21 protein-coding genes are annotated in these 21716 nt (G+C 72.5%); 8 read left to right on the forward strand and 13 right to left on the reverse strand.

The genetic code is table 11. The features are described from left to right. Positions 1–69 precede the first annotated feature (69 nt). Positions 70–675 (reverse strand): hypothetical protein, encoded by a 606-nt coding sequence (locus tag ACI379_RS10000; RefSeq protein WP_439791931.1) that lies wholly within the window; start codon positions 673–675, stop codon positions 70–72. 73 nt (positions 676–748) lie between these two features. Between ACI379_RS10000 and ACI379_RS10005 the strand changes: the two genes are divergently transcribed. Together ACI379_RS10005 and ACI379_RS10010 are read left to right on the forward strand one after the other, a co-directional pair. Then, a complete protein-coding gene (locus tag ACI379_RS10005) occupies positions 749–1117 on the forward strand; it encodes a hypothetical protein (RefSeq protein WP_439791932.1) in 369 nt (122 codons plus the stop codon). Continuing rightward, on the forward strand, positions 1114–2388 hold the full coding sequence (locus ACI379_RS10010) for a hypothetical protein (RefSeq protein WP_439791933.1): 1275 nt from the start codon (positions 1114–1116) through the stop codon (positions 2386–2388). Before ACI379_RS10005 ends, ACI379_RS10010 begins: the two co-directional genes overlap by 4 nt. Before the next feature lie 62 nt (positions 2389–2450). Here the strand turns inward: ACI379_RS10010 and tsaD are convergent, their stop codons facing one another. From tsaD to ACI379_RS10045, 7 genes are read right to left on the reverse strand one after another with little or no spacing between them, the layout of a single operon-like run. After that, positions 2451–3497 carry a tRNA (adenosine(37)-N6)-threonylcarbamoyltransferase complex transferase subunit TsaD gene (tsaD, locus tag ACI379_RS10015; protein WP_439791934.1) on the reverse strand — a complete coding sequence of 349 codons (1047 nt, stop codon included), beginning with the start codon at positions 3495–3497 and terminating at the stop codon, positions 2451–2453. Beyond that, the gene (locus tag ACI379_RS10020) at positions 3490–3960 is read right to left on the reverse strand and encodes a GNAT family N-acetyltransferase (protein ID WP_439791935.1); all 471 of its coding nucleotides are present in this window, start codon (positions 3958–3960) and stop codon (positions 3490–3492) included. The genes tsaD and ACI379_RS10020 overlap by 8 nt, the downstream gene beginning before the upstream one ends. Continuing rightward, a complete protein-coding gene (gene tsaB, locus ACI379_RS10025) occupies positions 3957–4595 on the reverse strand; it encodes a tRNA (adenosine(37)-N6)-threonylcarbamoyltransferase complex dimerization subunit type 1 TsaB (protein ID WP_439791936.1) in 639 nt (212 codons plus the stop codon). Before tsaB ends, ACI379_RS10020 begins: the two co-directional genes overlap by 4 nt. Positions 4596–4605: 10 nt before the next feature. After that, a complete protein-coding gene (gene tsaE / locus ACI379_RS10030; RefSeq protein WP_439791937.1) occupies positions 4606–5580 on the reverse strand; it encodes a tRNA (adenosine(37)-N6)-threonylcarbamoyltransferase complex ATPase subunit type 1 TsaE in 975 nt (324 codons plus the stop codon). After that, positions 5577–6659, reverse strand: a complete 1083-nt coding sequence (locus tag ACI379_RS10035; RefSeq protein ID WP_439791938.1) for an alpha/beta fold hydrolase — start codon at positions 6657–6659, stop codon at positions 5577–5579. The genes tsaE and ACI379_RS10035 overlap by 4 nt, the downstream gene beginning before the upstream one ends. After that, positions 6656–7816, reverse strand: a complete 1161-nt coding sequence (gene alr / locus ACI379_RS10040; protein ID WP_439791939.1) for an alanine racemase — start codon at positions 7814–7816, stop codon at positions 6656–6658. Before alr ends, ACI379_RS10035 begins: the two co-directional genes overlap by 4 nt. Then, positions 7813–9234, reverse strand: coding sequence for a bifunctional ADP-dependent NAD(P)H-hydrate dehydratase/NAD(P)H-hydrate epimerase (locus ACI379_RS10045; RefSeq protein ID WP_439791940.1), 1422 nt, complete (start codon positions 9232–9234; stop codon positions 7813–7815). The genes alr and ACI379_RS10045 overlap by 4 nt, the downstream gene beginning before the upstream one ends. 140 nt (positions 9235–9374) lie before the next feature. Here ACI379_RS10045 and ACI379_RS10050 point away from each other — a divergent pair, with 140 nt between their 5' ends. From ACI379_RS10050 to ACI379_RS10070, 5 genes are all read left to right on the forward strand, one after another. Then, the gene (locus ACI379_RS10050; protein WP_439791941.1) at positions 9375–10232 is read left to right on the forward strand and encodes an ABC transporter permease; all 858 of its coding nucleotides are present in this window, start codon (positions 9375–9377) and stop codon (positions 10230–10232) included. Then, the gene (locus ACI379_RS10055; RefSeq protein WP_439791942.1) at positions 10205–10954 is read left to right on the forward strand and encodes an ABC transporter ATP-binding protein; all 750 of its coding nucleotides are present in this window, start codon (positions 10205–10207) and stop codon (positions 10952–10954) included. Before ACI379_RS10050 ends, ACI379_RS10055 begins: the two co-directional genes overlap by 28 nt. A gap of 67 nt (positions 10955–11021) precedes the next feature. Next, entirely contained in the window at positions 11022–12020 is a 999-nt protein-coding gene (locus tag ACI379_RS10060) for an aliphatic sulfonate ABC transporter substrate-binding protein (RefSeq protein ID WP_439791943.1), read from the forward strand. Beyond that, positions 12017–14371: a sulfatase-like hydrolase/transferase gene (locus ACI379_RS10065; RefSeq protein WP_439791944.1), complete on the forward strand. Its 2355-nt coding sequence runs from the start codon at positions 12017–12019 to the stop codon at positions 14369–14371. The genes ACI379_RS10060 and ACI379_RS10065 overlap by 4 nt, the downstream gene beginning before the upstream one ends. Positions 14372–14434: 63 nt before the next feature. Continuing rightward, positions 14435–15421: a DUF2332 domain-containing protein gene (locus ACI379_RS10070; protein ID WP_439791945.1), complete on the forward strand. Its 987-nt coding sequence runs from the start codon at positions 14435–14437 to the stop codon at positions 15419–15421. Between the two features lie 6 nt (positions 15422–15427). Here the strand turns inward: ACI379_RS10070 and ACI379_RS10075 are convergent, their stop codons facing one another. Both ACI379_RS10075 and glmS read right to left on the reverse strand, forming a co-directional pair. Beyond that, a complete protein-coding gene (locus tag ACI379_RS10075; RefSeq protein ID WP_439791946.1) occupies positions 15428–15781 on the reverse strand; it encodes a holo-ACP synthase in 354 nt (117 codons plus the stop codon). Between the two features lie 8 nt (positions 15782–15789). After that, positions 15790–17634, reverse strand: a complete 1845-nt coding sequence (glmS, locus tag ACI379_RS10080) for a glutamine--fructose-6-phosphate transaminase (isomerizing) (RefSeq protein ID WP_439791947.1) — start codon at positions 17632–17634, stop codon at positions 15790–15792. Positions 17635–17700: 66 nt separating this feature from the next. Between glmS and coaA the strand changes: the two genes are divergently transcribed. Then, positions 17701–18684: a type I pantothenate kinase gene (coaA, locus tag ACI379_RS10085; protein WP_439791948.1), complete on the forward strand. Its 984-nt coding sequence runs from the start codon at positions 17701–17703 to the stop codon at positions 18682–18684. Between the two features lie 32 nt (positions 18685–18716). On the opposite strand, the gene glmM is transcribed toward coaA, so the two are convergent. The 3 genes from glmM to rplM form a co-directional block, all read right to left on the reverse strand. After that, positions 18717–20063 carry a phosphoglucosamine mutase gene (gene glmM, locus ACI379_RS10090; protein WP_439791949.1) on the reverse strand — a complete coding sequence of 449 codons (1347 nt, stop codon included), beginning with the start codon at positions 20061–20063 and terminating at the stop codon, positions 18717–18719. A gap of 217 nt (positions 20064–20280) precedes the next feature. Beyond that, entirely contained in the window at positions 20281–20781 is a 501-nt protein-coding gene (gene rpsI, locus ACI379_RS10095; RefSeq protein ID WP_439791950.1) for a 30S ribosomal protein S9, read from the reverse strand. Between the two features lie 22 nt (positions 20782–20803). After that, on the reverse strand, positions 20804–21247 hold the full coding sequence (gene rplM / locus ACI379_RS10100; RefSeq protein ID WP_439791951.1) for a 50S ribosomal protein L13: 444 nt from the start codon (positions 21245–21247) through the stop codon (positions 20804–20806). Positions 21248–21716: the final 469 nt, after the last annotated feature.

Consider the following 21716-nt stretch of genomic DNA (forward strand, 5'->3'; position numbering starts at 1 on the left):
CGAGCCTGCCCGGTCGGGTGTGGTGACGCAAGGCACATCCCAGTCCGTGGCGGCGCGACGAGGTCGCCGTCAGGAGAGCGCCCAGCTCGACATGACGGCCTCGATCAGCTCGTCCGCCTCCGCCTTCCGCGCGCCACCGGCGCGGTGCAGGTTGAACTGGACCGCGTACTCGACCCCGTCGACCACGGTGCCGTGGATCTCCGAGCGGTCGGCGCCGCGCCCCGCGACGACCCGGTAGAAGCTGTGCTCGCCGCGCGTGACGTCGTCGATGCGCCGGTACCTCGTGTTGATCGACGACTCGATCTGGCTGCGGGCCGCACCGTCGAGACCGCCCGACACGGGGATCGGGTCGAGCACGGCCACGGTGCCGGTGAGGCCGTCGCCGGGCTGGGCGGGGCCGGCCTGCACGAACATCCCGGGCACCGAGAACTCCTCCTTGAGCTCCCACCCGACGGGCAGGCGCACCGAGGCCCCGGTGCCGTCGAGCACCTCGTCGCCGAGCACGTCGTCGGCGGGGTCCGTCTCCTCGGTGGGCGTCGCGCCGTCCGGGTCCTCGGTCGGCGACGCCTGCGTCGGGGTCGACCCGCCGCCGGCCGGCTCGTCGTCGGCCCCTGCGCACCCTGAGAGGAGCACCGCCACGGCCACCGCGCTGGCCCAGATCACCCGAGTTCTCATGACCTCAACGTAGGGGTGCCCGACAAGGCGACCGGCTATGTTTCAGGCAACGGGACGGGGGAAGGAAAGCCGCATGCTGATGTTCGAACAGGTGCTGGGTCTGGTGCTTGAGCCCACCGATCTGCAGAAGGTGCACATCGCGCTCAACGGGTCGGCCAGCTCACTCACCAACAGCGAGCCGCAGAAGCTCGGTGAGGGAAGCGTCGGGGGATCGGCCTCGGGACGCGAGGTCGCGTTCCACGCACGCGCCGCCCACGACGAGCTGAGGTCGGCTCTGGAGAACATGGCCAAGGGCCTGGAGGGGCACGTCGAGGCGCTCGAGCTGTACCGCAAGAGCGTGAACAACGTCGAGGACGCCGCCGACACGTACTTCCGCTCCCTGCGAAACAACAGCGAGCAGATCGCCTCCGAGATGGGCGACGAGTCCTGGGGGGACAAGTGAGCGGACCGAACCACCAGAACCTGGTCAAGTACCTCGCCGGGAAGCGCACCGACGACCTCGACCTGCGCGGCGATGAGTGGACCACCGTCGCCGAGACGATGGAGATGGTGAGCAGCCGCCTCCTCAAGCTGCGCACCAGCACGCGTGAGGCCCTGGGCGACGCGCAGACCGGTGAGGCCTTGGCCGCCGAGCTGGAGAAGCAGTCCGAGCTGCTGGCCGCCCGCGCCGCCAAGATCGCGCACGCCCAGAAGGAGTTCGTGAAGCTCTCCGGTGCGCTCACCACGGCTGAGACCGTGCTGGCCGGGATGAAGGACCTGGGCGAGAAGCCCGCCGAGTACACCGCGCCGCCGGCCACTCCCGGGATCGAGCGCACGCCCGCGGAGGAGCAGGCGATCGCCTCCGACCGCAAGAAGGTCGACGACAGCCGCACCGCCTGGCAGGGCGCGTACGACGCCCAGGAGCAGGAGGCCGCCAAGCAGATCGCGAAGCTCGACAAGGTCTTCGCCGCTGCCATCCCGGCCTTCCGCGCGATCAACGGCATCCCCGAGCCGCCCACGAACAACGCGCCGGGCGCCAACATGCCGTACGTCCCGAAGCTGTCGCCGCCCAAGGACGACCGCGGCGGCCGTACGGTCATCATCCGCGACCCCGCGCCCGAGGACCCCGACCACGATCAGGACGACGACGACCTCTGCACCGGGTACCCGCCCGTGCAGCCCCCGGTGGACCCCCCGGTGAAGCCTCCCATCATCGTGTGCCCGCCCGAGCACCCGCGCCCTCCCGTCGTGGAGCCGCCTGTGGTGATCGGCAATCCCGAGGGTCCCGGCGGCGTGGGAGGTCCTGGTGGTTCCGGCGGCGGTGCGGGCGGCCCGATCGGTGGCGTCACCTCCGGGGCGTCGGGCTCCGGCTTCCCCGGCGGTTCGCTGGGAGTGGGCGCGGGAGCCGGACTTGCCGGTGGGCTCGTTGGCGCCGGCCGTGGCGGCATGTCGCTCCCGGGAGCCTCGGGGGCCGCGGCGATCGGGTCCACGGCCCGCGGTGCTGCCGGTGGGGCGTTGGGACGCGGAGCCGCAGGTGGAGCTGCTGGGGCCCGTGGCGGCGCGGCCGGCGCCGGCGGCCGGGGTGCCGGCGGGGGCCGAGGTGCCGGCGGAGCAGGCGGGGCGGGTGGCCGTGGCGGTCGCAAGTCCAAGGACGCCCGTGGACGCGCCACCTCCCTGCTCGGCGAGGAGGAGTGGCTGGGCGAGGAGGACGTCGCCTCAGGCGTCCTCGACTGATCTCGTACGAACGCCCCCACCCGGGAGAACCGGGTGGGGGCGTTCTGCGTACCTGCCGACGCTCAGACGAGCACGTCGGTGACGGGCAGCGACGAGTCCGCCGGGAGGTCGAGCGCGGAGGGGCGGCGGCCCCGCGCGACCATCTCCGAGCCGAGCGCGGCCACCATGGCCCCGTTGTCGGTGCACAGCCCCGGTCGTGGGACGCGGACGCGGATCCCCTTCGCGGCGGCACGCTCCTCGGCCATCACGCGCAAACGGCTGTTGGCGGCCACCCCGCCGCCGATCATGATGTCCTCGATGCCCCGGCTGCTGGCCGCGTCGACAGCCTTGCGGGTCAGCACGTCGCACACCGCCTCCTGGAACGAGGCGGCGACGTCGGCCACGTCGATCGAGCGACCGTTGCGCTGCTCGGTCTCGACCCAGCGGGCCACCGCGGTCTTGAGGCCGGAGAAGGAGAAGTCGAAGCGGTGCCTCTCCAGGTCGCGCCGGCTGGTGAGGCCGCGCGGGAAGTCGATGGCGACGCTGTTGCCGCTGCGCGCCGTACGGTCGATGTGCGGGCCGCCCGGGAACGGCAGCCCGAGAAGCCGGGCGACCTTGTCGAACGCCTCCCCCGCGGCGTCGTCGATGGTGGCTCCCATCGGCGTGACGCCCTCGGTGATGTCGGTGACCTCCAGCAGGCTGGAGTGGCCGCCCGAGACGAGCATGGCGAGCACCGGCTCGGGCAGCGGTCCGTGCTCGAGCTGGTCGACGGCGACGTGGGAGGCGAGGTGGTTCACGCCGTACAGGGGCTTGTCGAGGGCCAGGGCGAGCGCCTTGGCGGCGGCCACGCCGACCAGCAGCGCTCCGGCCAGCCCGGGACCGCTGGTCACGGCGATCGCGTCGACGTCGGACAGCGCGATCCCCGCCGTCTCGCAGGCGCGGTCCAGGGTCGGGACCATCGCCTCCAGGTGCGCGCGGCTGGCGACCTCGGGGACGACGCCGCCGAAGCGGGCGTGCTCCTCCACCGAGCTGGCCACCGCGTCCGCCAGGAGCGTGTGCCCGCGCACGATGCCGACCCCGGTCTCGTCGCAGGACGTCTCGATGCCCAGCACCAGGGGTTCGTCAGCCATGGTTCCCATCCTCTCCCCCACCCGCGGCGTCGGCCAACGGGCGGAGCATCACGACGGCGTCCGAGCCGTCGGCGTAGTAGCGGGCCCGCACGTCGATGCGCGCGAAGCCGTGCCGTTCGTAGAAGGCGAGCGCGGCGGAGTTGTCCGCGGCGACCTCCAGCAGCATCCGGTCGGCCTCGCCCGTCCCGGCCAGCAGCGCCGCCAGCAGGGCCGAGGCGGCGCCGGTCCGGCGTACGGAGGGCACCACGGCGATCCGGGCGAGGTCCGCGATGTCGCCGGAGACGATCGCCACCGCGTACCCGCGCAGCGCCCCGTCCACCTCGTCGACGTCGACCAGGAAGACCCGCCCGGGACTGTCGACCTCGGAGCGGACCGAGGTCTCGGACCAGGCGTCGACGCCGAAGACCTCGGCCTCCAGCGCGACCAGCCCGGCAACGTCCTGCCCGGTGGCGCGACGGATCACGAGACGGGCTTGCGCTCGGCGGTGGCGACCGCGTCCGGGCGGCGCAGGTAGAGGGGCTCGGGGTCGAGCAGCTCGACCCGCTCGCCGGCCACGGCCCGCGCCAGCCAACCCGCGCCCGGACGCTGCGGCCCCACCGACGTCGGGAACTGCTCGGGGTACAGCCCGGGGCCACGCCCGACGACGGGCGCCGCGGTGGCCACCTCGGCGGGCTTGACCACCACTGGGCCCTCGATCCGGGCGCCACCGGCGTCGTACGAGGCCAGGTAGACCTCCTTGCGCCGCGCGTCCGTGGCCACCAGGAAGGGGCCCTCGACGGCACCGGTGGCCACCGCCTCGAGCGCGAGCACGTCGAGCGTGCAGACGCCGTACACGGGGATCTCCAGCACGTGCGCGAGGGTGCGCGCGGTGACGATGCCGACCCGCAGCCCCGTGAACGGACCCGGGCCCACCCCGACCGCGACGGCGGTCAGGTCGAGCCGGTCCACGCCGGCGTCGCGCAGCACCTCGTCGATCAGCGGCGCCAGGTGCTCGCCGTGCTTCATCGGCTGCGTCGAGGAGCGCTCCGCGACGACGTCGGTGCCGTCGTACAGGGCGACGGAGACCAGTTCGGTGGCGGTGTCGAAGGCGAGCAGCACGGGTCCGAGGCTACTCGGGCAGCACCCGGCGCAGGTGCACGCGTCGCGGGTCCAGCACCTCGTCGTGGTCCGCGTCACCGTCCGGCTGCGCGTCCGCAGCCGTGGCCCCGTCGCCCGAGCCGCCGTCGGTCACCAGCCCGGCACCCACGTGGTCGCCCAGACCGAGCGCCCGTTCGATGACCACCTCGAGGCGGCCCTCGGCCAGCTGCTCGGCCAGCCCGGCACCCCACTCGACCACCGTCACGGCGTCGTCGAGGCTGGTGTCGAGGTCCAGGTCGTCGAGCTCGGCGAGACCGCCGAGGCGGTAGGCGTCGACGTGCACGAGGTCTGGCCCACCCACCAGCGAGGGGTGGACCCGGGCGATCACGAAGGTCGGCGAGGTGACGCCGCCGCGTACACCGAGGCCCTCACCGAGCCCCTGGGTGAAGGTCGTCTTGCCCGCCCCCAGCTCGCCGGTCAGGACGACGAGGTCCCCGGCGCGCAGGGAGCGGCCGACCCGACGTCCGAGGCCGCGCATGGCGTCCGCGTCCGGCACCTCCACGGTGCGGGCGAGCGGGCGGCGCAGCTCCACGTACGGGTGGTGGCGCGAGACCTCGACGAAGCCGTGGTCCTCCCAGAAGCCGACCGTGCGCGGCAGCTCCTGGCGGGCCTGGACGACGAGCGCGTCGTGGCCCACGGCCACCTCGGCCGCCGCCTCGACCATGGCGGTCGCGATGCCGCGACCCTGCACCTCGGGACGTACGCCGAAGCGGCGCAGCACGAGACCGTCCGGCCCCGGGTCCAGCAGCAGCGCACCCTGGGCGACGCCGTCCACGCTGGCCAGCAGGCCTCCGTGGTCCGCGAGCGCGCGGGTGAAGGTCCCCAGGTCGTCCGACATCGCGTCGGCGGGCGGGTCCAGCGGGGCCCGGGCGTCGAAGGCGGCGCGGACCACGGCCCACACCTCGTCCGCGTGCTCGGCCCCGACGAGGCGTACGTCGACGGTCAACGGCCCTCCAGCCTCATGTGCGCGAGCTCGATCAGGTCGTCGATCTCGTCGTTGACGTCCTCGTGGCGCTCCAGGATCACCATGTGGCCGGCGCCCTGGCACTCCATCAGGCTCGACCCGGCGATGCGGGAGTGCAGCTTGCGGCTGTGACCCACCGCCGTGATCCGGTCGGCGGTGCCGCACACGATCGCGGTCGGGCAGCTCGACAGCGCCTCGAGGTGGTCGAACTTGTCGAGCGAGGCGAAGGAGCCGAAGAAGTCGGCGATCACCGAGAACGGCGTCTCGTTGAGCATGTCGAAGACGAAGTCCACGTAGTGCTGGGGCACGTCGTCGCCGAACGCGAACCGGTCGGTGACCAGGTCGGCGATGGAGCGTCCGGAGTTGCGGGCCCGGTCGACCAGCCTGTGGCTGCGCTCCAGTCCCCGCACCACGCGACGCACCACGGTGCTGCTGAGTCCGAGCGGCACCATCGGGAAGAGGATCCGGCCGGGGTCGAGGCCGCCGGCCGTGGTCGAGATCAGCGCGACGCCGACGATCTTGTCGCCGAACAGCTCCGGGAACTGCTCGGCGGCGGAGATGATGCTCATCCCACCCATGGAGTGCCCGACCACCACGCACGGCCCCGGCACGGTGTGCTCGATGACGGTGCGCAGGTCCTGGCCGAGCTGGTCGATCGTCGCGTTCAGCGGCGCGGAGCGGTCGGAGCGCCCGTGCGAGCGCTGGTCGTAGAAGACGGTGCGGACCTGGCCCCGGTACGCGGCCCGCTGGAAGTGCCAGCAGTCCAGGTTGAGCGAGTAGCCGTGCACGAAAACCACGGTGACGTCGTGGTCGGTGGACGGCGTGCCGCCGTACTCGCCGGGCTCGTCGATCTCGACGTGCAGGTCCACCCCGTCGTCGGTGACCACCTTGAGCGGTGCACTGCGCAGGGTGCCGAAGGGGGTCTCGTCCCCGACGCCCTTCTGGGCCCGTACGAGTCGCTGGTGGTTGGCCGCGCGGACCGCCGCGCTGGCTGCCGCCCCGGCGGCGGCCAGTCCGGCCGCGCCGGCGGCAGCACCGAGGATCTTGCGCCCCACGCTCATGGCTGCTCCTCCGTCCGCGCACCCGCGCCGGCGTCGCTGTCGACGTGGCGGCGCACGAAGCGGCCGCCGATCCGGGTGACGATCTCGTAGTTGATGGTGCCGGCGGCCTCGGCCCAGTCCTGGGCCGTGGGTTCGCCGTGGGCACCGGTGCCGAACAGGACCACCTCGGTGCCGGCCGGCACGGCCTCGCCGTCGAGGTCGACGACGAACTGGTCCATGCAGACCTTGCCGCGCATCGGGCGACGCGCCCCGGCGACCTGGACCTCGGCGCGGTTGGAGGCGCTGCGCGGGATGCCGTCGCCGTAGCCGGCGGGCACCAGTCCGACGGTGGTGTCGTGCGCGGCCACCCACTGGTGGCCGTACGAGACGCCGTCACCGGCACGGATCTGCTTGCTCATCGCGAGGCGCCCGCGGACGGTCATGGCGGGCACGAGTCCCGGGTCGGCGATGACGCCGGGTGCCGGCGCGAGGCCGTACGTCGCGATCCCGCCGCGGACGAGGTCGAAGTGCACCGAGGGCCGCGACAGGATCGCCGCGGAGTTCGCCAGGTGCTTGACCAGGCCGGTCAGCCCGGCGGCCGTCGCCATCGCCGCGGCGTCGCGGAAGACCTGCTCCTGGGCGTCGTTGACCGCGCTGTCCGGCTCGTCGCTGGCGACCAGGTGGGACCAGAGCCCCACGACCTGCAGCTGGCCCTCGGCCTGCAGGGAGGCGGCGCGGGCGAAGAACGCCGGCCAGTCGTCACGCACCGCGCCCCCGCGGGACAGGCCCGTGTCGACCTTGAGGTGCACGCGGGCACCGCCGGTCACGGCGAGCGCGTCCAGCGCCTCGACCGTGTACGCGCTGACGTCGACGCCGCGGGCCACCACGGGAGCCAGGTCGTCGCCGGGCGCGCTCAGCCAGCACAGGAGGCGCCCGGTGTCGCCCGCCTCGCGCAGGGCCAGCGCCTCCTCGGGGGTGGCGACACCGAGCCAGGGCGCCCCGGCCTCGCGGGCGGCGCGGGCCACCTCGACCATGCCGTGCCCGTACGCGTCGGCCTTGACGACGGCCATGAAGGCCGCTCCCGTCCCGGCAGCGATCTGCGCGAGCAGGCGGACGTTGTGCCGCACGGCGGCGAGGTCCACCTCGATCTCCGCGCGCGGAGGGACGGAGGGGCTCATGACACCGATTGTCCAGCACCGAGGTCGAGCGCGCGCAGCAGGCGTGGAATCTCGTGAGCCACGTCACTCGCCACGACGGGCCCGCCGCGGGAGGCTGCGGCCGCCGCAGCACCGTGCAGGTAGGAGCCGACCGAGGCGGCGTCGAACGCGTCGAGCCCGGCGGCCAGCAGTGCCCCGAGCACCCCGGCGAGCACGTCGCCCGCCCCCGCGGTCGCCAGCCAGGGCAGGCCGGAGGTGGTCGCACGGACCCGCCCGCCTGGGTGAGCGACGAGCGTGTGGCGGCCCTTGAGCAGCACGACGCAGCCGTAGGTCTCCGCGGCCAGGCGGGCGTGGGCGAGGCCCCGCGCCTCGATCTCGGGACGCGGCACGCCCAGCATCGCTGACAGCTCGCCGGCGTGCGGGGTCAGGACCGAGCCGGCGGGAAGCGTCCCGGGATGCACGTGGGCCAGCGCGTCGGCGTCGACGACGAGGGGGACGCCGTCGGCCACGGCCGCGGCGAGCATCGCCCCCGCGTCCTCACCGCCGCCGGGCCCCACGACCCAGGCCTGCACGCGGCCGTCGCCGACAACCTCGGGGAAACGCTGGCGGACCGCGGCGGCCACCGGTTCCGCGTCGGGCGTGGAGGCGACGTACCGGACCATCCCGACCAGTCCGCAGCTGGCGCCGGCGACGCTCAGCACGGCAGCGCCGGGGTACGTCGCGGAGCCGGCACGCACCCCGACGACGCCGCGGGTGTACTTGTGGGCGTACGTGCCCGGCCGCGGGAGCAGCCGGACCAGGTCGTCGACCTGCAGCGCCTCGATCCCGGCGGGCGGCAGGTCGAGGCCGATGTCGACGAGCTCGACCGCCCCGCACGCGTGCGCCGCGGGGTCGACCAGGTGGGCAGGCTTGAGGGTGCCGAAGGTGACGGTCAGTGCAGCCTGGACGTGGGGCTCCGGCGTCTCGCCGGTGTCGACGTCGACACCGCTGGGCACGTCGACGGCCACGACAGGGACGCCCGGGTACGCGGCCAGCGCCGCGAGGGCCTCGGCGCGCAGGCCGGGCTTGCCACCGATGCCGACGATGCCGTCGACGAGGACGTCCGCTCGCGGGTGCAGGTCGTCGAGAGCACGGGTGGCCCGTCCCCCGGCGGCCCGCAGGGCCGCGACCCCGCCCTCGTGCGCGGCGGGGGCCAGCAGGAGCGCCTCGACGCGGGCGCCGCGACGCGCCAGCAGGGCTCCGGCGTACAGGGCGTCGCCACCGTTGTCGCCCGACCCCACCAGCAGCAGCACGCGACGGCCGTACGCGGTTCCGAGGAAGTCCGCGACGGCGACGGCGAGCCCGGTCGCGGCCCGCGCCATCAGGGTGCCCGGGGGAAGCCGGGCCATCAGCCCGGCCTCAGCCGCGCGGACCTGCTCGACGGTGTGCGCTGACCTCATGGCCTCAACCTAGCCACCCGGTGCACCCGTGCGGTGACAGGCGCCACGCACCACGATCCACGGCTCTGCCTGCCACGCCCGTCTCACGATGCAACCCCCGGCGAAAGGTATTCATTTCACCTATGCTTAGTATTCCGACCATGACACTCGACTTAAGAGACGAACCGGCGACGGTCACGCCGGGACAGTCCCTCTCCCCCGGAGTCGACGACCGCCTCGGCAAGCCCCGGGCGCGCCGCCCCCGTCCGGCCCTCGGCCGCCTCATCGGCCCCCTCCTCCTGGTGGGCGTGTGGTTCGCCGCGACCGGCCTCGGCTGGGTCGACGAGCGCACCCTGCCCTCCCCCGGCGCCACCTGGGACGCCGCCTCGCGCCTGCTGTCCACCGGCGCCCTGCAGGAGCACCTCGCCATCTCGCTGCAGCGGGCCATGATCGGCCTCTTCTTCGGCATCGTGGCCGGCACCGTGCTGGCCGTCGTGGCCGGCCTGTCCACCTGGGGCGAGCGCCTGGTCGACGCCAACATGCAGATGCTCCGGGCGATGCCCATCCTCGCCCTCGTCCCGCTGGCCATCGTCTGGTTCGGGATCGGCGAGGAGGTCAAGGTCATCCTGGTCGCGCTGGGCGTCACCTTCCCGATGTACGTCAACACCCACGCGGCGATCCGCGCGGTGGACTCGCGCTACGTCGACCTCGCCCACACCCTCGGCCTGTCCAAGCTGGCCCTGATCGGCCGCGTGATCCTGCCCGGCGCCCTGCCGGGCTGGTTCACCGGCCTCCGGTTCGCCGCCTCCATCGCCTGGCTGGTGCTGGTCGTCTCCGAGCAGATCAACGCCTCCAGCGGCATCGGCTTCCTGATGACCCAGGCGCGTGGCATCAGCGCCACCGACGTGATCGTCGTCGGCCTGGTCATCTACGCGCTTCTCGGCCTGGTCTCCGACACCCTCGTCCGCTTCTTCGAACGAAAGGCGCTGACATGGCGCTCCACGCTGCAGAGCACGTGACCCCGCAGGCCACGCGCGGCGAGCAGGTCGTCCGCGCCCGCGGCATCAGCCGGGCCTTCGACGGCCGCGGCATCCTGCACGACATCGACCTCGACATCCACCGCGGGGACTTCGTCGCCCTGCTGGGTCGCTCCGGCTCCGGCAAGTCCACCCTGCTGCGGATCCTGGCCCGGCTCGACCGCGAGTTCGACGGCGACCTGCAGGTGCCCGACCTCCCGTCGGTCGCCTTCCAGGACTCCCGGCTCCTGCCGTGGCGCCGGGTGCTGGCCAACGTCACCCTCGGCCTCAAGGGCGCCGACGCCGCGGAGCGCGCCCGCGTCCTCCTCGACGAGGTGGGCCTGGCCGAGCGGGCCGGCGAGTGGCCCAAGACGCTGTCCGGGGGCGAGGCCCAGCGCGCCGCCCTGGCCCGGGCCCTGGTCCGCGAGCCCGAGCTGCTGCTCATGGACGAGCCCTTCGGCGCCCTGGACGCGCTGACCCGGATCAAGATGCACCAGCTCGTGCGCTCCCTGTGCGACCGGTACAACCCCGGCGTCCTGCTGGTCACCCACGACGTCGACGAGGCGGTCCTGCTCGCCGACCGGGTCCTGGTGCTCACCGACGGCCGACTGTCGCTGGACCTCACCGTGGACCTCCCCCGCGACGGCCGCCGCCAGCACCCCGAGTTCCTCGGGCTGCGCCGCACCCTGCTCACCGCGCTCGGCGTCGACGACGACGACCAGTGACGCCCCCGTACGACCCCACCCCTGATTCCCCTCGCACCACCATCCCGAGAAGTTGAGGAACCCTCTGATGAAGTTGTTCACCGTCCGCCGCGCCGCCGTGGCGCTCACCCTGTCCGTCGTCGCCGCGCTGTCGGCGTGCGGCACCGACGCCGACGCCGGCTCCGAGGGCGGCGACGTGGTGCTCAACGTCGGCCAGCTCGGCTCGGCCGACGTGATCGCGAAGCTCTTCGAGCTCTCCGGCGAGGACGACCACTCCTACGACATCGAGAGCCCGCTGTTCGCCGCCGGCGGCCCGGCGCTGCTCGAGGCCGTCCCGTCCGGGTCGGTCGACGTGGGCCTGATGGCCGACACCCCGACCATCTTCGCCACCGTCCAGGGCCTGCCGCTCAAGGTCGTCGCGGTCGGGTCGACGATGGCCGAGGGCGAGTCCACGGTCCAGATCTTCGCGGGCAAGGAGACCGGCATCACCGACGTCAAGGGCCTCAAGGGCAAGAAGGTCGCCACCACCGAGGGCACGATCCTGCAGTACACGCTGGTGCGCGCCCTCGAGGACGCCGGCCTGACCCTCGACGACGTCGAGGTCGTCAACCTCGCCCCGGCCGACGCCGTGGCCGCGTTCCAGAGCGGTGACATCGACGCCCTCACCGCACTCGACCCGCAGGCGGCCCAGCTCGCCGCCTCCGGAGCGGTGGTCGTCGGCGACGGCGCCGGCCTCACCTCCAACCACTTCTACATCAGCGCCACCGAGGACGCCCTGGCCGACGAGGACAAGGCCGAGGCGATCGAGGACTTCGTCGCCCGCTACGCCCGTGCCCGCGCGTGGGCCAACGAGAACGAGGACGAGTGGGCCGCCGCCCTGTCCGAGCTCAACGGCTTCGACGTGTCGATCGCCGAGGCCATCGTGGCCCGCGAGGACTACACCCCGGTCGTGATCGACGACTCCGTCAAGGAGCTCCTGCAGGCCCAGGCCGACACGTACACCGAGCTGGGTCTGCTGCCCCAGAAGGTCGACGTCTCCGGCGCCTTCGACGACCGCTTCAACGGCACCGTGGAGGAGGCCAAGTGACCACGGTCAACCCCGAGATCCCGGCGTACGCGCGGGGGTACGAGAACTGGCCGGCGCGCGTCGGCTACACCACCGGCGAGTCCCAGCCGGCCTGGCCGCGGGAGAAGCGCGCCCGTGAGGGCTCCCCGAACGTGGTCGTGGTCTTCATGGACGACATGGGGTACAGCGACATCGGCGCCTTCGGCTCCGAGATCGACACCCCCACGCTCGACGCCGTCGCCGACGAGGGCGTGCGCCTGACGAACTACCACACCACGCCGGTCTGCTCCCCGGCCCGCGCGGCGCTCATGACGGGCATCAACGCCCACCGCGCCGGGTACGCCTCGGTGGCCAACTCCGACCCCGGGCTCCCCAACCTGCGTCTGGAGCTGGGCGACGACGTCCAGACCCTGCCGGAGGTGCTGCAGCACCACGGCTACGCCACCTTCGGCGTCGGCAAGTGGCACCTGGTCCGCGACGCCAACATCAACGCGGCGGGCGACAAGTCCTGCTGGCCGCTGCAGCGCGGCTTCGACAGCTACTACGGGACCCTGGAGGGCTGCAACAGCTTCTTCCACCCCAACCAGCTGGTCCGCGACAACACGGTGGTCGAGCTCGACGAGACGCCGGAGGGGTACTACCTCACCGACGACTACACCGACCAGGCGCTCAAGATGATCACCGGCCTGCGCGCCAACGACTCCCGCAAGCCCTTCTTCCTGTACTTCGCGCACACCGCGATGCACGGGCCGCTGGGTGCCAAGGACGTCGACATCGCCAAGTACAAGGGCCGCTACGACGCCGGCTGGGACGTGCTCCGCGAGGAGCGGCACGCGCGCCAGATCGAGCTCGGCGTCTTCCCCGAGGGCACCCCGGTCCCGCCGCGCAACCCCGAGCCGTTCAACGACGTCCCGGCCTGGGACACCCTCAGCCAGGACGAGAAGGAGCGCTACGCCCGCTACATGGAGGTGTACGCGGCGATGGTCGACAGCGTCGACCAGTCGCTGGCGCGCATCCTCGACACGCTGGAGAAGCTCGGCGAGCGCGAGAACACCATCGTCATCTTCACCTCCGACAACGGTGGCACCGCTGAGGGCGGCCTGGAGGGCACCCGGTCGTACTTCTCCCGGTTCGCCCACGTGCCGGGCCTGCCGGCCGACTGGGTGGCCGACGTGGAGCGTCCGCTGGACGTCATCGGTGGACCGCAGTCGATGGTCCACTACCCGCGCGGCTGGGGCATGGTGTCCAACACCCCGTTCCGCCTCTACAAGGGTCAGGCCTTCGAGGGTGGCATCCGGGTGCCGTTCCTGCTGTCGTGGCCGGCCGGTCTGGAACGCGCCGAGGGCGACGCGGGCGTCCGCAAGCAGTACGCCCACGTCACCGACATCCTCCCGACCGTGCTGGACCTGGTCGGCGTGGAGCACCCCTACCGGCGCCACAACGTGGAGACGAAGGAGATCGACGGCAGCTCGTTCGCCCCGGTCGCCCGCGACGGCTCGCACCCCTCCACCCACCCGGCGCAGTACACGGAGTTCATGGGGCACCGCGCGTTCACGGAGAACGGCTGGAAGGCCGTCACCCTGCACCCGCCCGGCTTCCCCTACAGCGACGCCGAGTGGCAGCTCTACCACCTCGACGGGGACCCGGCCGAGACCACCAACCTCGCCGCCGAGCACCCCGGGAAGGTGGCCGAACTGGCCCGCAAGTGGGAGGAGGCGGCCTGGGCCAACACGGTGTTCCCGCTGGTCGGCGGCAACCCCGGCGACAGCCGGTTCGCCACCCTGGCGGCGCGTCGTCCGGCCGAGGAGGAGCTCGCGCGCCCGGTGACCCTGCTGCCGGGCACGCCCCGGCTGGAGCGTTACCGCTCGCACGCGCTCATCGCCTACCGGGCCTTCGAGATCGTCATCGACGTGACCTGCGCCCCGGGCGACCAGGGTGTCCTGGTGGCGCACGGCGACCAGGGCGGCGGCTACTCGGTGTACGTCGAGGACGGTCGGATCCAGGTGGCGTGGAACGCCTACGGGGAGATGACGTTCCTCGACGGCGGCCCGCTGACGCCCGGACGGCACACGGTCACGGTCTCCTCGACGCCCGACCTCGAGTTCCGCTGCGACCTGCGCCTCGCGGTCGACGGCGTCGAGGTGGCCTCGACCGACAAGCTGTGGATGCTGGTCGGGATGGCGCCGTTCAGCGGCATCACCGTCGGCGCCAACCGCGGCGGGCCGGTGCACTGGGACCTGTACGAGCGCCACGGCTCGTTCCCGTTCACCGGCGACCTGCACACCGTGCGGTACGAGCCCGGCCAGCAGGCCGACTACGACCCCGGCCTGCAGTCCGCGATCGCCTGGGAGGCTGCGGTCTTCTACGACTGAGCCGACCCCGTCGCACCAACGCCCCCACCGGCCCCGCTGGTGGGGGCGTGGCACATTGGGGCCATGGAGCCCTACGCCGAGGTCGTCGAGTCGTACCGTCGCTTCGCCGACGAGGCCAGCGACTCACCGACCTTCGCCGACTGGTCGCGCGCCGTGGCCGAGGACCCCGAGGTCGTCGAGTGGATCCGGGCCCTGCCGGCCCTCAAGCAGCAGCCCAACCTCGTCCTGGCCGCCGCGCGCTGGCACGGCGTCGCGGCCCCGGGACCGTACGCGGGCTTCCGCGACGCCCTGCTCGGGGACGACGGAAGCATCGTGGACACGATCATGTCCCGCTCCACCCAGACCAACGAGGTGGGCCGGCTGGCGACGCTGGTGCCGGCGTTCGCGCAGCTCGCGGCGGGCTCCGGGCGCCCGCTGGCCCTGCTCGAGGTCGGTGCGTCCGCCGGGCTCTGCCTCTACCCCGACGCCTGGGGCTACGAGTGGACGACCGAGGCCGGGCCGGTACGCCTGGGCGAGGCGCCGTACCTGCCGTGCCGGGTCAGCGGGGACGCGCCGCTGCCGACGGCCCTGCCCGAGGTGGCCTGGCGCGGTGGGATCGACCTGAACCCGCTCGACGTCACCGACGAGGACGCGATGGCGTGGCTGGAGAACCTCGTGTGGCCCGAGCAGGACGAGCGTCGAGCCCGCCTGCGCGAGGCCGTACGGCGCGCCCGCACCTCACCGCCCGAGCTGCACCGCGGGGACCTGCTGACCGACCTGCCCGCGCTGGTCGAGGAAGCCACGGCGCACGGGACCGTGGTGGTCTTCCACTCCGCCGTGATCGCCTACCTCGAGCCAGCCGACCGGCTGCGCTTCGACACGATGATCCGCGACATGGTCGGTGACGGCGTGTGCCACTGGGTCAGCAACGAGGGCAAGCAGGTGCTGGAGTCGGTGACCGCCACCGGACCGGCGATCCCGCCGGACCACCCGACGTTCGTGCTGGGTGTCGACGGGCAGATGGTGGCGCGCACCCACGGCCACGGGCGCAGCATGCGCTGGACCGCCTGAGGCGGTTCAGCCGTCGAGCACGACCATCGCGGTGGCGACCCCGCCGTCGTGGCTCAGCGAGAGGTGCACCTCGGTGACCCCGTGCGCCTGCGCGCAGGCCAGGACCGTCCCCCGAAGGACCAGGCGCGGGCGCCCCGACTCCTCCCTGACCACCTCGGCGTCGTGCCAGTTCAGGTCGCCCGGGGCCCCCAGCGCTTTCGCCACGGCCTCCTTGGCGGCGAACCGCGCCGCCAGTGACCGCGGGGCGAGGGAGGCCTCGGCCGTGGTGAACAGCCGCGCCCTGAGCGCGGGCGTCCGCGCCAGAGTTGCCTCGAAGCGGGCGACGTCGACGACGTCCACCCCGATCCCCACGACCGCCAACGTCGTGCCTACTCGACCGTGACGGACTTGGCCAGGTTGCGCGGCTGGTCCACGTCGTGGCCGAGCACGGTGGCCAGCTCGCACGCGAACAGCTGCAGCGGCAGCACCGCGATCAGCGGCTGCAGCAGCACCGGCACCTTGGGCAGGGTGACCAGCACGTCGGCGTACGGCTCGATGGAGGTGTCGCCCTCCTCGGCCAGGCACAGGGTGCGGGCACCACGGGCCCGCACCTCCTGGATGCCGCTGAGCATCTTGTCGTGCAGCTGGTCGCGGCCCTGGGGCGGGACGATGCAGAAGATCGGCAGGCCGTCCTCCACGAGCGCGATCGGGCCGTGCTTGAGCTCGCCGGCCGCGAACCCCTCGGCATGCAGGTACGCCAGCTCCTTGAGCTTGAGGGCGCCCTCGAGGGCCACGGGGTAGCCGGCGTGGCGCCCGAGGAACAGGACCGAGGACGCCTGCGCGTGCTCGGCGGCCAGGGCGTACACCTCGTCGGCCTTGGCCAGCACGGTGCTGATGTGGTCGGGCATCTGCTCGAGCTGGTCCATGACCTGCGCGATCTCGTCGCCGTACCGGGTGCCCTTGACCTGCGCGAGGTAGAGCGCGAGCAGGTAGCAGGCCACCAGCTGGGTGAGGAACCCCTTGGTGGAGGCGACCCCGATCTCGGGCCCGGCGTGGGTGTAGATGACGCCGTCGGACTCGCGCGGGATGGTCGAGCCGTTGGTGTTGCAGATGGCCAGCACCTTGGAGCGCTGGATGCGGGCGTGGCGGATCGCCTGCAGGGTGTCGGCGGTCTCGCCGGACTGGCTGATCGCCACCACGAGGGTCGAGGCGGTCAGGATCGGGTCGCGGTAGCGGAACTCGCTGGCCAGCTCGACCTCGACCGGGATCCGGCACCAGTGCTCGATGGCGTACTTGGCGACCATGCCGGCGTAGAAGGAGGTCCCTGCGGCGATGATGATGATCTTGTCGATCTCGCGCAGCTCGGCGTCGTCGAGGCGCATCTCGTCGAGCTGCAGCTGGCCGTCCTCGCCGCGGCGGCCCAGGAGCGAGTCGGCCACGGCGCGCGGCTGCTCGAAGATCTCCTTGCGCATGAACCAGTCGTGGCCGTCCTTCTCGGCCGCCGAGAGGTCCCAGTCGACGTGGTACGGCGTGCCCTCGCTCGGGTTGCCGGCGAAGTCGGTCACCTCGACGCCCTCGCGGGTGATCGTCACGACGGTGTCCTGCCCCAGCTCGAGGGCGTCGCGGGTGTGCTCGATGAAGGCCGCGACGTCCGAGCCGAGGAAGTTCTCCCCCTCGCCGAGGCCGACCACCAGGGGCGAGTTGCGGCGCGAGGCCACCACGCGGGCCGGGTCGAGGGCGTCGATCGCGACCAGCGTGAAGGCGCCCTCCAGGCTGCTCGCCACCCGCTGCATCGCCACCGTCAGGTCGGCACCCGCGGCCAGCTCGCGCTCCAGCAGGTGGGCGGCCACCTCGGTGTCGGTCTCCGAGAGCAGCTCGATGCCGGAGTCCTCGAGGTCGGCGCGCAGCGTCACGAAGTTCTCGATGATGCCGTTGTGCACGACCGAGACGCGGCCGCCCGCGCTGGCGTGCGGGTGGGCGTTGCGGTCGGTGGGGGCACCGTGGGTGGCCCACCGGGTGTGCCCGATGCCGGTGGTCGCCGGCGGGAGCGGGGTGTCGGCGATCGCCTTCTCCAGGTTGGCGAGCTTGCCGGCACGCTTGTCCTGGGTGATCGATCCGCCGTTGATGACGGCGATGCCGGCGGAGTCGTAACCGCGGTACTCGAGACGACGAAGCCCTTCGACGACGACATCCTGAGCCTGCTTGCCACCGACGTAGCCAACGATTCCGCACATGGGTCAGAAGTCTACTGACGGGGACCCTGCAACGGCCGCACACCGCGCCCTGCCACAATCACGCCCATGACTGAGTCGCGCCAGCCCGCGCCGCCTGCGGTCGGCCACGGCCACGAGCAGTCGCCGTACGTCGAGCTCGAGCGCGGCGCGTGGTCGGCACTGGGGCAGGCCACCAGCGCACCGCTGACCCCGGCGGAGATCGAGGAGCTCAAAGGTCTGGGCGACGAGCTCGACCTCGACGAGATCGAGCAGGTCTACGTACCGCTCTCGCGGCTGCTGAGCCTGCGTGTCGCCGCCGCCGGCCGCCTGCACCGCGAGCAGGAGGAGTTCCTTCACCGGCGTACGCCGCCGCGCACCCCGTTCGTGATCGGTCTGGCGGGCTCGGTCGCGGTCGGCAAGTCGACCACGGCGCGCGTGCTGCGCCAGATGCTGGCGCGCTGGCCCGAGCACCCCAACGTCGCACTGGTCACCACCGACGGCTTCCTCTACCCCAACGCAGAGCTGGAGCGGCGCGGCCTGCTGGGCCGCAAGGGCTTCCCCGAGTCGTACGACCGCAAGGCGCTGCTGAAGTTCGTCATCGACATCAAGTCCGGCAAGGACGAGGTCGAGGCCCCGATCTACTCGCACCTCATCTACGACGTGGTGCCCGACGAGAAGCTCGTGATCCGGCGCCCCGACATCGTCATCGTGGAGGGGCTCAACGTCCTCCAGCCGGCCCGTGCCCGCGACGACGGCCGTACCGGTCTGGCGGTCAGCGACTTCTTCGACTTCTCCGTGTACGTCGACGCCGCCGTCTCCGACATCCGCAACTGGTACGTCGACCGCTTCCTGCGCCTGCGCGAGACCGCCTTCCGCGACCCCGACTCCTACTTCAGCAAGTACGCCCAGCTCGGCCACGACGCCGCGGTCGACGAGGCACGCCGGATCTGGGACACCATCAACGGCCCCAACCTCGAGCAGAACGTCGCCCCCACCCGGGGGCGGGCGCACCTGGTGCTGCGCAAGGACTCCGACCACTCGGTGCGGTACGTCCGGCTGCGCAAGCTCTGAGGCGGCGCGGGGCCCGCGCCCACCGCGCGGACCTACAGCGAGAGCTGCGTCCGTACGACCTGCGCGAGGCGGTCTGCGACCTGCTGGGCCTGGTCGGAGGTCGGGGCCTCGACCATCACGCGTACGAGGGGCTCGGTCCCCGAGGGACGCAGCAGGACCCGTCCACGGTCCCCCAGCAGCGCCTCCTCCTCGGCGACCGCGGCGGCGAGGACCGCGTCCTCGTCGGCACGCGCCTTGTCCACCCCGGGGACGTTGACCAGCACCTGCGGCAGCCGCTCCATGACCGAGGCGAGCTCGGCCAGGGCCAGGCCGGTGGAGGCCATCCGCTCGAGCACCTTCAGCGCGGTCAGCACGCCGTCGCCGGTGGTGGCGTGCTCGGAGAGGATCACGTGCCCGGACTGCTCCCCTCCCAGGGAGTACCCCGAGACGCGCATCGCCTCCAGAACGTAACGGTCGCCCACCTTGGTCTGCCGGACGCCGACGCCGTGCTCCTTCATGGCGTTGACGAACCCCAGGTTGCTCATGAGCGTGGCGACCACGGTGTCCTTGGCCAGCCGGCCCTGTTCCCGCAGCGCGAGCGCGAGGATCGCGAGGATCTGGTCCCCGTCGACCACCTGGCCCGAAGCATCCACGGCGAGGCAGCGGTCGGCGTCCCCGTCGAGGCCGAAGCCGGCGTCGGCGCCGTGGGCCAGGACGGCCGCCTGCAGCGACCCCAGGTGCGTGGAGCCGCAGTTGTCGTTGATGTTGAGCCCGTCGGGCTCGGCGTGGATCGCGACCACCTCGGCGCCCGCGTCCCGCAGCGCCTTGGGACCGACCACGGACGCCGCACCGGAGGCGCAGTCCAGGACGACCTTGAGCCCCGCCAGCGGCGTGGTGACGGTCCGGACCAGGTGGGCCGCGTAGTCGTCGACGGCAGCCTCGTACGTGCTGACCCGGCCGACCCCGCCACCGGTCGGACGCGCCCACTCCTCGTCCATCCGCTTCTCGATCGCGATCTCGATGGCGTCGTCCAGCTTGCGACCACCGCGGGCGAGGAACTTGATCCCGTTGTCGGGCATCGGGTTGTGGCTCGCCGAGAGCATCACGCCCAGGTCCACGCCCAGCGAGTCGGTCAGGTACGCCACGCCCGGGGTCGGCAGGTCGCCCAGCAGGAGCACGTCGACGCCGGCCGAGGCGAGCCCGGCGACCACGGCAGCCTCAAGGAACTGCCCGGAGATGCGGGTGTCACGCCCCACCACCGCCCGCGGGCGGTGACCGGCGAACTCGCCACGGTCGGCCAGGACGTGGGCCGCTGCGACCGAGAGGTCGAGGGCCAGGTTGGCGGTGAGGTCCACGTTGGCGAGACCGCGCACGCCGTCAGTTCCGAAGAGTCGAGCCACGAGGAGTCACGCTAACGGATGCCGTACCGCCCCACGAACCCGCCGCACACCTCGACGTCACGGCGTACGGCTGCTCCCCCGACCAGCCACCGCGGCCTCGCGCCACCGCGACCTCGCGCCGCCGCGACCTCGCGCCGCCGCGGAGATGCGCGGGCCCGGAAATGCGGAGCACCCCGCCCCGGAGAACCGGGACGGGGTGCTGCGCGCGGTGCTGCGGTCAGCGCTTGCTGAACTGCGGCGCCTTGCGGGCCTTCTTGAGACCGGCCTTCTTGCGCTCGATGACGCGGGCGTCACGGGTGAGCAGGCCAGCCTTCTTGAGGGTGGGGCGGTTGGCCTCGACGTCGATCTCGTTGAGCGAGCGGGCCACGCCCAGGCGCAGCGCGCCGGCCTGGCCGGTGATGCCGCCGCCGTGGATGCGGGCGATCACGTCGAAGCGGCCCTCGAGGCCGAGAGCCGCGAACGGCTCGTTGACGACCTGCTGGTGCAGCTTGTTGGGGAAGTAGTCCTCGATGGTGCGACCGTTGATGGTCCAGGTGCCGTTGCCGGGCACCAGGCGGACGCGGGCGACGGCCTCCTTGCGACGGCCGGTGGCCGCGCCGGGGGCGATGGTCGCGGGGCGGAGCTCGGCGTCAGCGGACGGCGCGCTCTCCGACGTGTAGGCAACGCCCTCGGCGTTGGTCTCGAAGGTCTCTTCGACCTCGACGTTGTTCTCAGTCATGAGTTCTGTGTCCTCGATCGAATTACTGCGAGACCTGGGTGATCTCGAACGGGGTGGCCTGCTGTGCAGCGTGCGGGTGGTCGGCGCCGGCGTACACCTTGAGCTTCTTCAGCTGCTGGCGGCCCAGGCGGTTCTTGGGGAGCATGCCCCACACGGCCTTCTCGATCGCCTTGCGGGCGTCCTTCTCGAGCAGCTCGCCGAACGGCGTGGCGGACAGGCCGCCCGGGTAGCCGGAGTGGCGGTAGGCCATCTTGGTGGTCTTCTTGTTGCCGGACAGGGCAACCTTCGACGCGTTGACGATGATGACGAAGTCACCGGTGTCCATGTGCGGGGCGAACTGCGGCTTGTGCTTGCCTCGCAGCAGGTTCGCGGTCTGGACGGCCAGACGGCCCAGAACGATGTCGGTGGCGTCGATGACGTGCCATTCGCGCTGGATGTCGGCGGGCTTGGGGCTGTACGTGCGCACGGCTGTATCCCGTTCTTGTTCGTTGGAACCGGACAGGTCTGCCTGTCCGGCGGTGTTGCGGCGGCCACTGACGAACACGGCCCGGTTCGCTCCCGGTGGCCCACCGTCGTGGCTGGGCCGGGGATGACGTCCGGATCTGCACCCTCACCGGCACCGGAGGACCGGGCAGGCGGAATGGGCGCGGCAGAAGTCGCGACTTGCAAGAGTACGGGGGCCCTCAGGTGACGGTCAAAACGCCGCGTATCACCTGGGCGGGCGCCAGCGCCAGCACCGACCCCGGCGGGTCGCGCCCCGCGATGCCCCGCGGGCACGGTGCGCGCACCACGAAGGCCCTCGCGCCACGCTTGCACGGGGTCTCCATCGTCTCAAACGGGTGACCCGCTTCGCGGTCGATTCGCCGACGCGGATAAGTTGGTGAGGACAAACACACATGCGAATGCACTGCGAGCAAGGAGCCGACGTGACCGAC

Source organism: Nocardioides sp. (assembly GCF_051876515.1).
In the GTDB taxonomy this organism is placed as follows: Bacteria; Actinomycetota; Actinomycetes; order Propionibacteriales; family Nocardioidaceae; genus Nocardioides.

What these genes read in the sequence shown, in the direction of transcription:
- tsaD (WP_439791934.1), bottom strand. Translation starts at nt 3,497, where the DNA reads ATGGCTGACGAACCCCTGGTGCTGGGCATCGAGACGTCCTGCGACGAG.
- ACI379_RS10070 (WP_439791945.1), top strand. Translation starts at nt 14,435, where the DNA reads ATGGAGCCCTACGCCGAGGTCGTCGAGTCGTACCGTCGCTTCGCCGAC.
- ACI379_RS10035 (WP_439791938.1), bottom strand. Translation starts at nt 6,659, where the DNA reads ATGAGCGTGGGGCGCAAGATCCTCGGTGCTGCCGCCGGCGCGGCCGGA.
- ACI379_RS10000 (WP_439791931.1), bottom strand. Translation starts at nt 675, where the DNA reads ATGAGAACTCGGGTGATCTGGGCCAGCGCGGTGGCCGTGGCGGTGCTC.
- ACI379_RS10045 (WP_439791940.1), bottom strand. Translation starts at nt 9,234, where the DNA reads ATGAGGTCAGCGCACACCGTCGAGCAGGTCCGCGCGGCTGAGGCCGGG.
- ACI379_RS10060 (WP_439791943.1), top strand. Translation starts at nt 11,022, where the DNA reads ATGAAGTTGTTCACCGTCCGCCGCGCCGCCGTGGCGCTCACCCTGTCC.
- ACI379_RS10055 (WP_439791942.1), top strand. Translation starts at nt 10,205, where the DNA reads ATGGCGCTCCACGCTGCAGAGCACGTGACCCCGCAGGCCACGCGCGGC.
- alr (WP_439791939.1), bottom strand. Translation starts at nt 7,816, where the DNA reads ATGAGCCCCTCCGTCCCTCCGCGCGCGGAGATCGAGGTGGACCTCGCC.
- ACI379_RS10005 (WP_439791932.1), top strand. Translation starts at nt 749, where the DNA reads ATGCTGATGTTCGAACAGGTGCTGGGTCTGGTGCTTGAGCCCACCGAT.
- coaA (WP_439791948.1), top strand. Translation starts at nt 17,701, where the DNA reads ATGACTGAGTCGCGCCAGCCCGCGCCGCCTGCGGTCGGCCACGGCCAC.
- rpsI (WP_439791950.1), bottom strand. Translation starts at nt 20,781, where the DNA reads ATGACTGAGAACAACGTCGAGGTCGAAGAGACCTTCGAGACCAACGCC.
- glmS (WP_439791947.1), bottom strand. Translation starts at nt 17,634, where the DNA reads ATGTGCGGAATCGTTGGCTACGTCGGTGGCAAGCAGGCTCAGGATGTC.
- ACI379_RS10050 (WP_439791941.1), top strand. Translation starts at nt 9,375, where the DNA reads ATGACACTCGACTTAAGAGACGAACCGGCGACGGTCACGCCGGGACAG.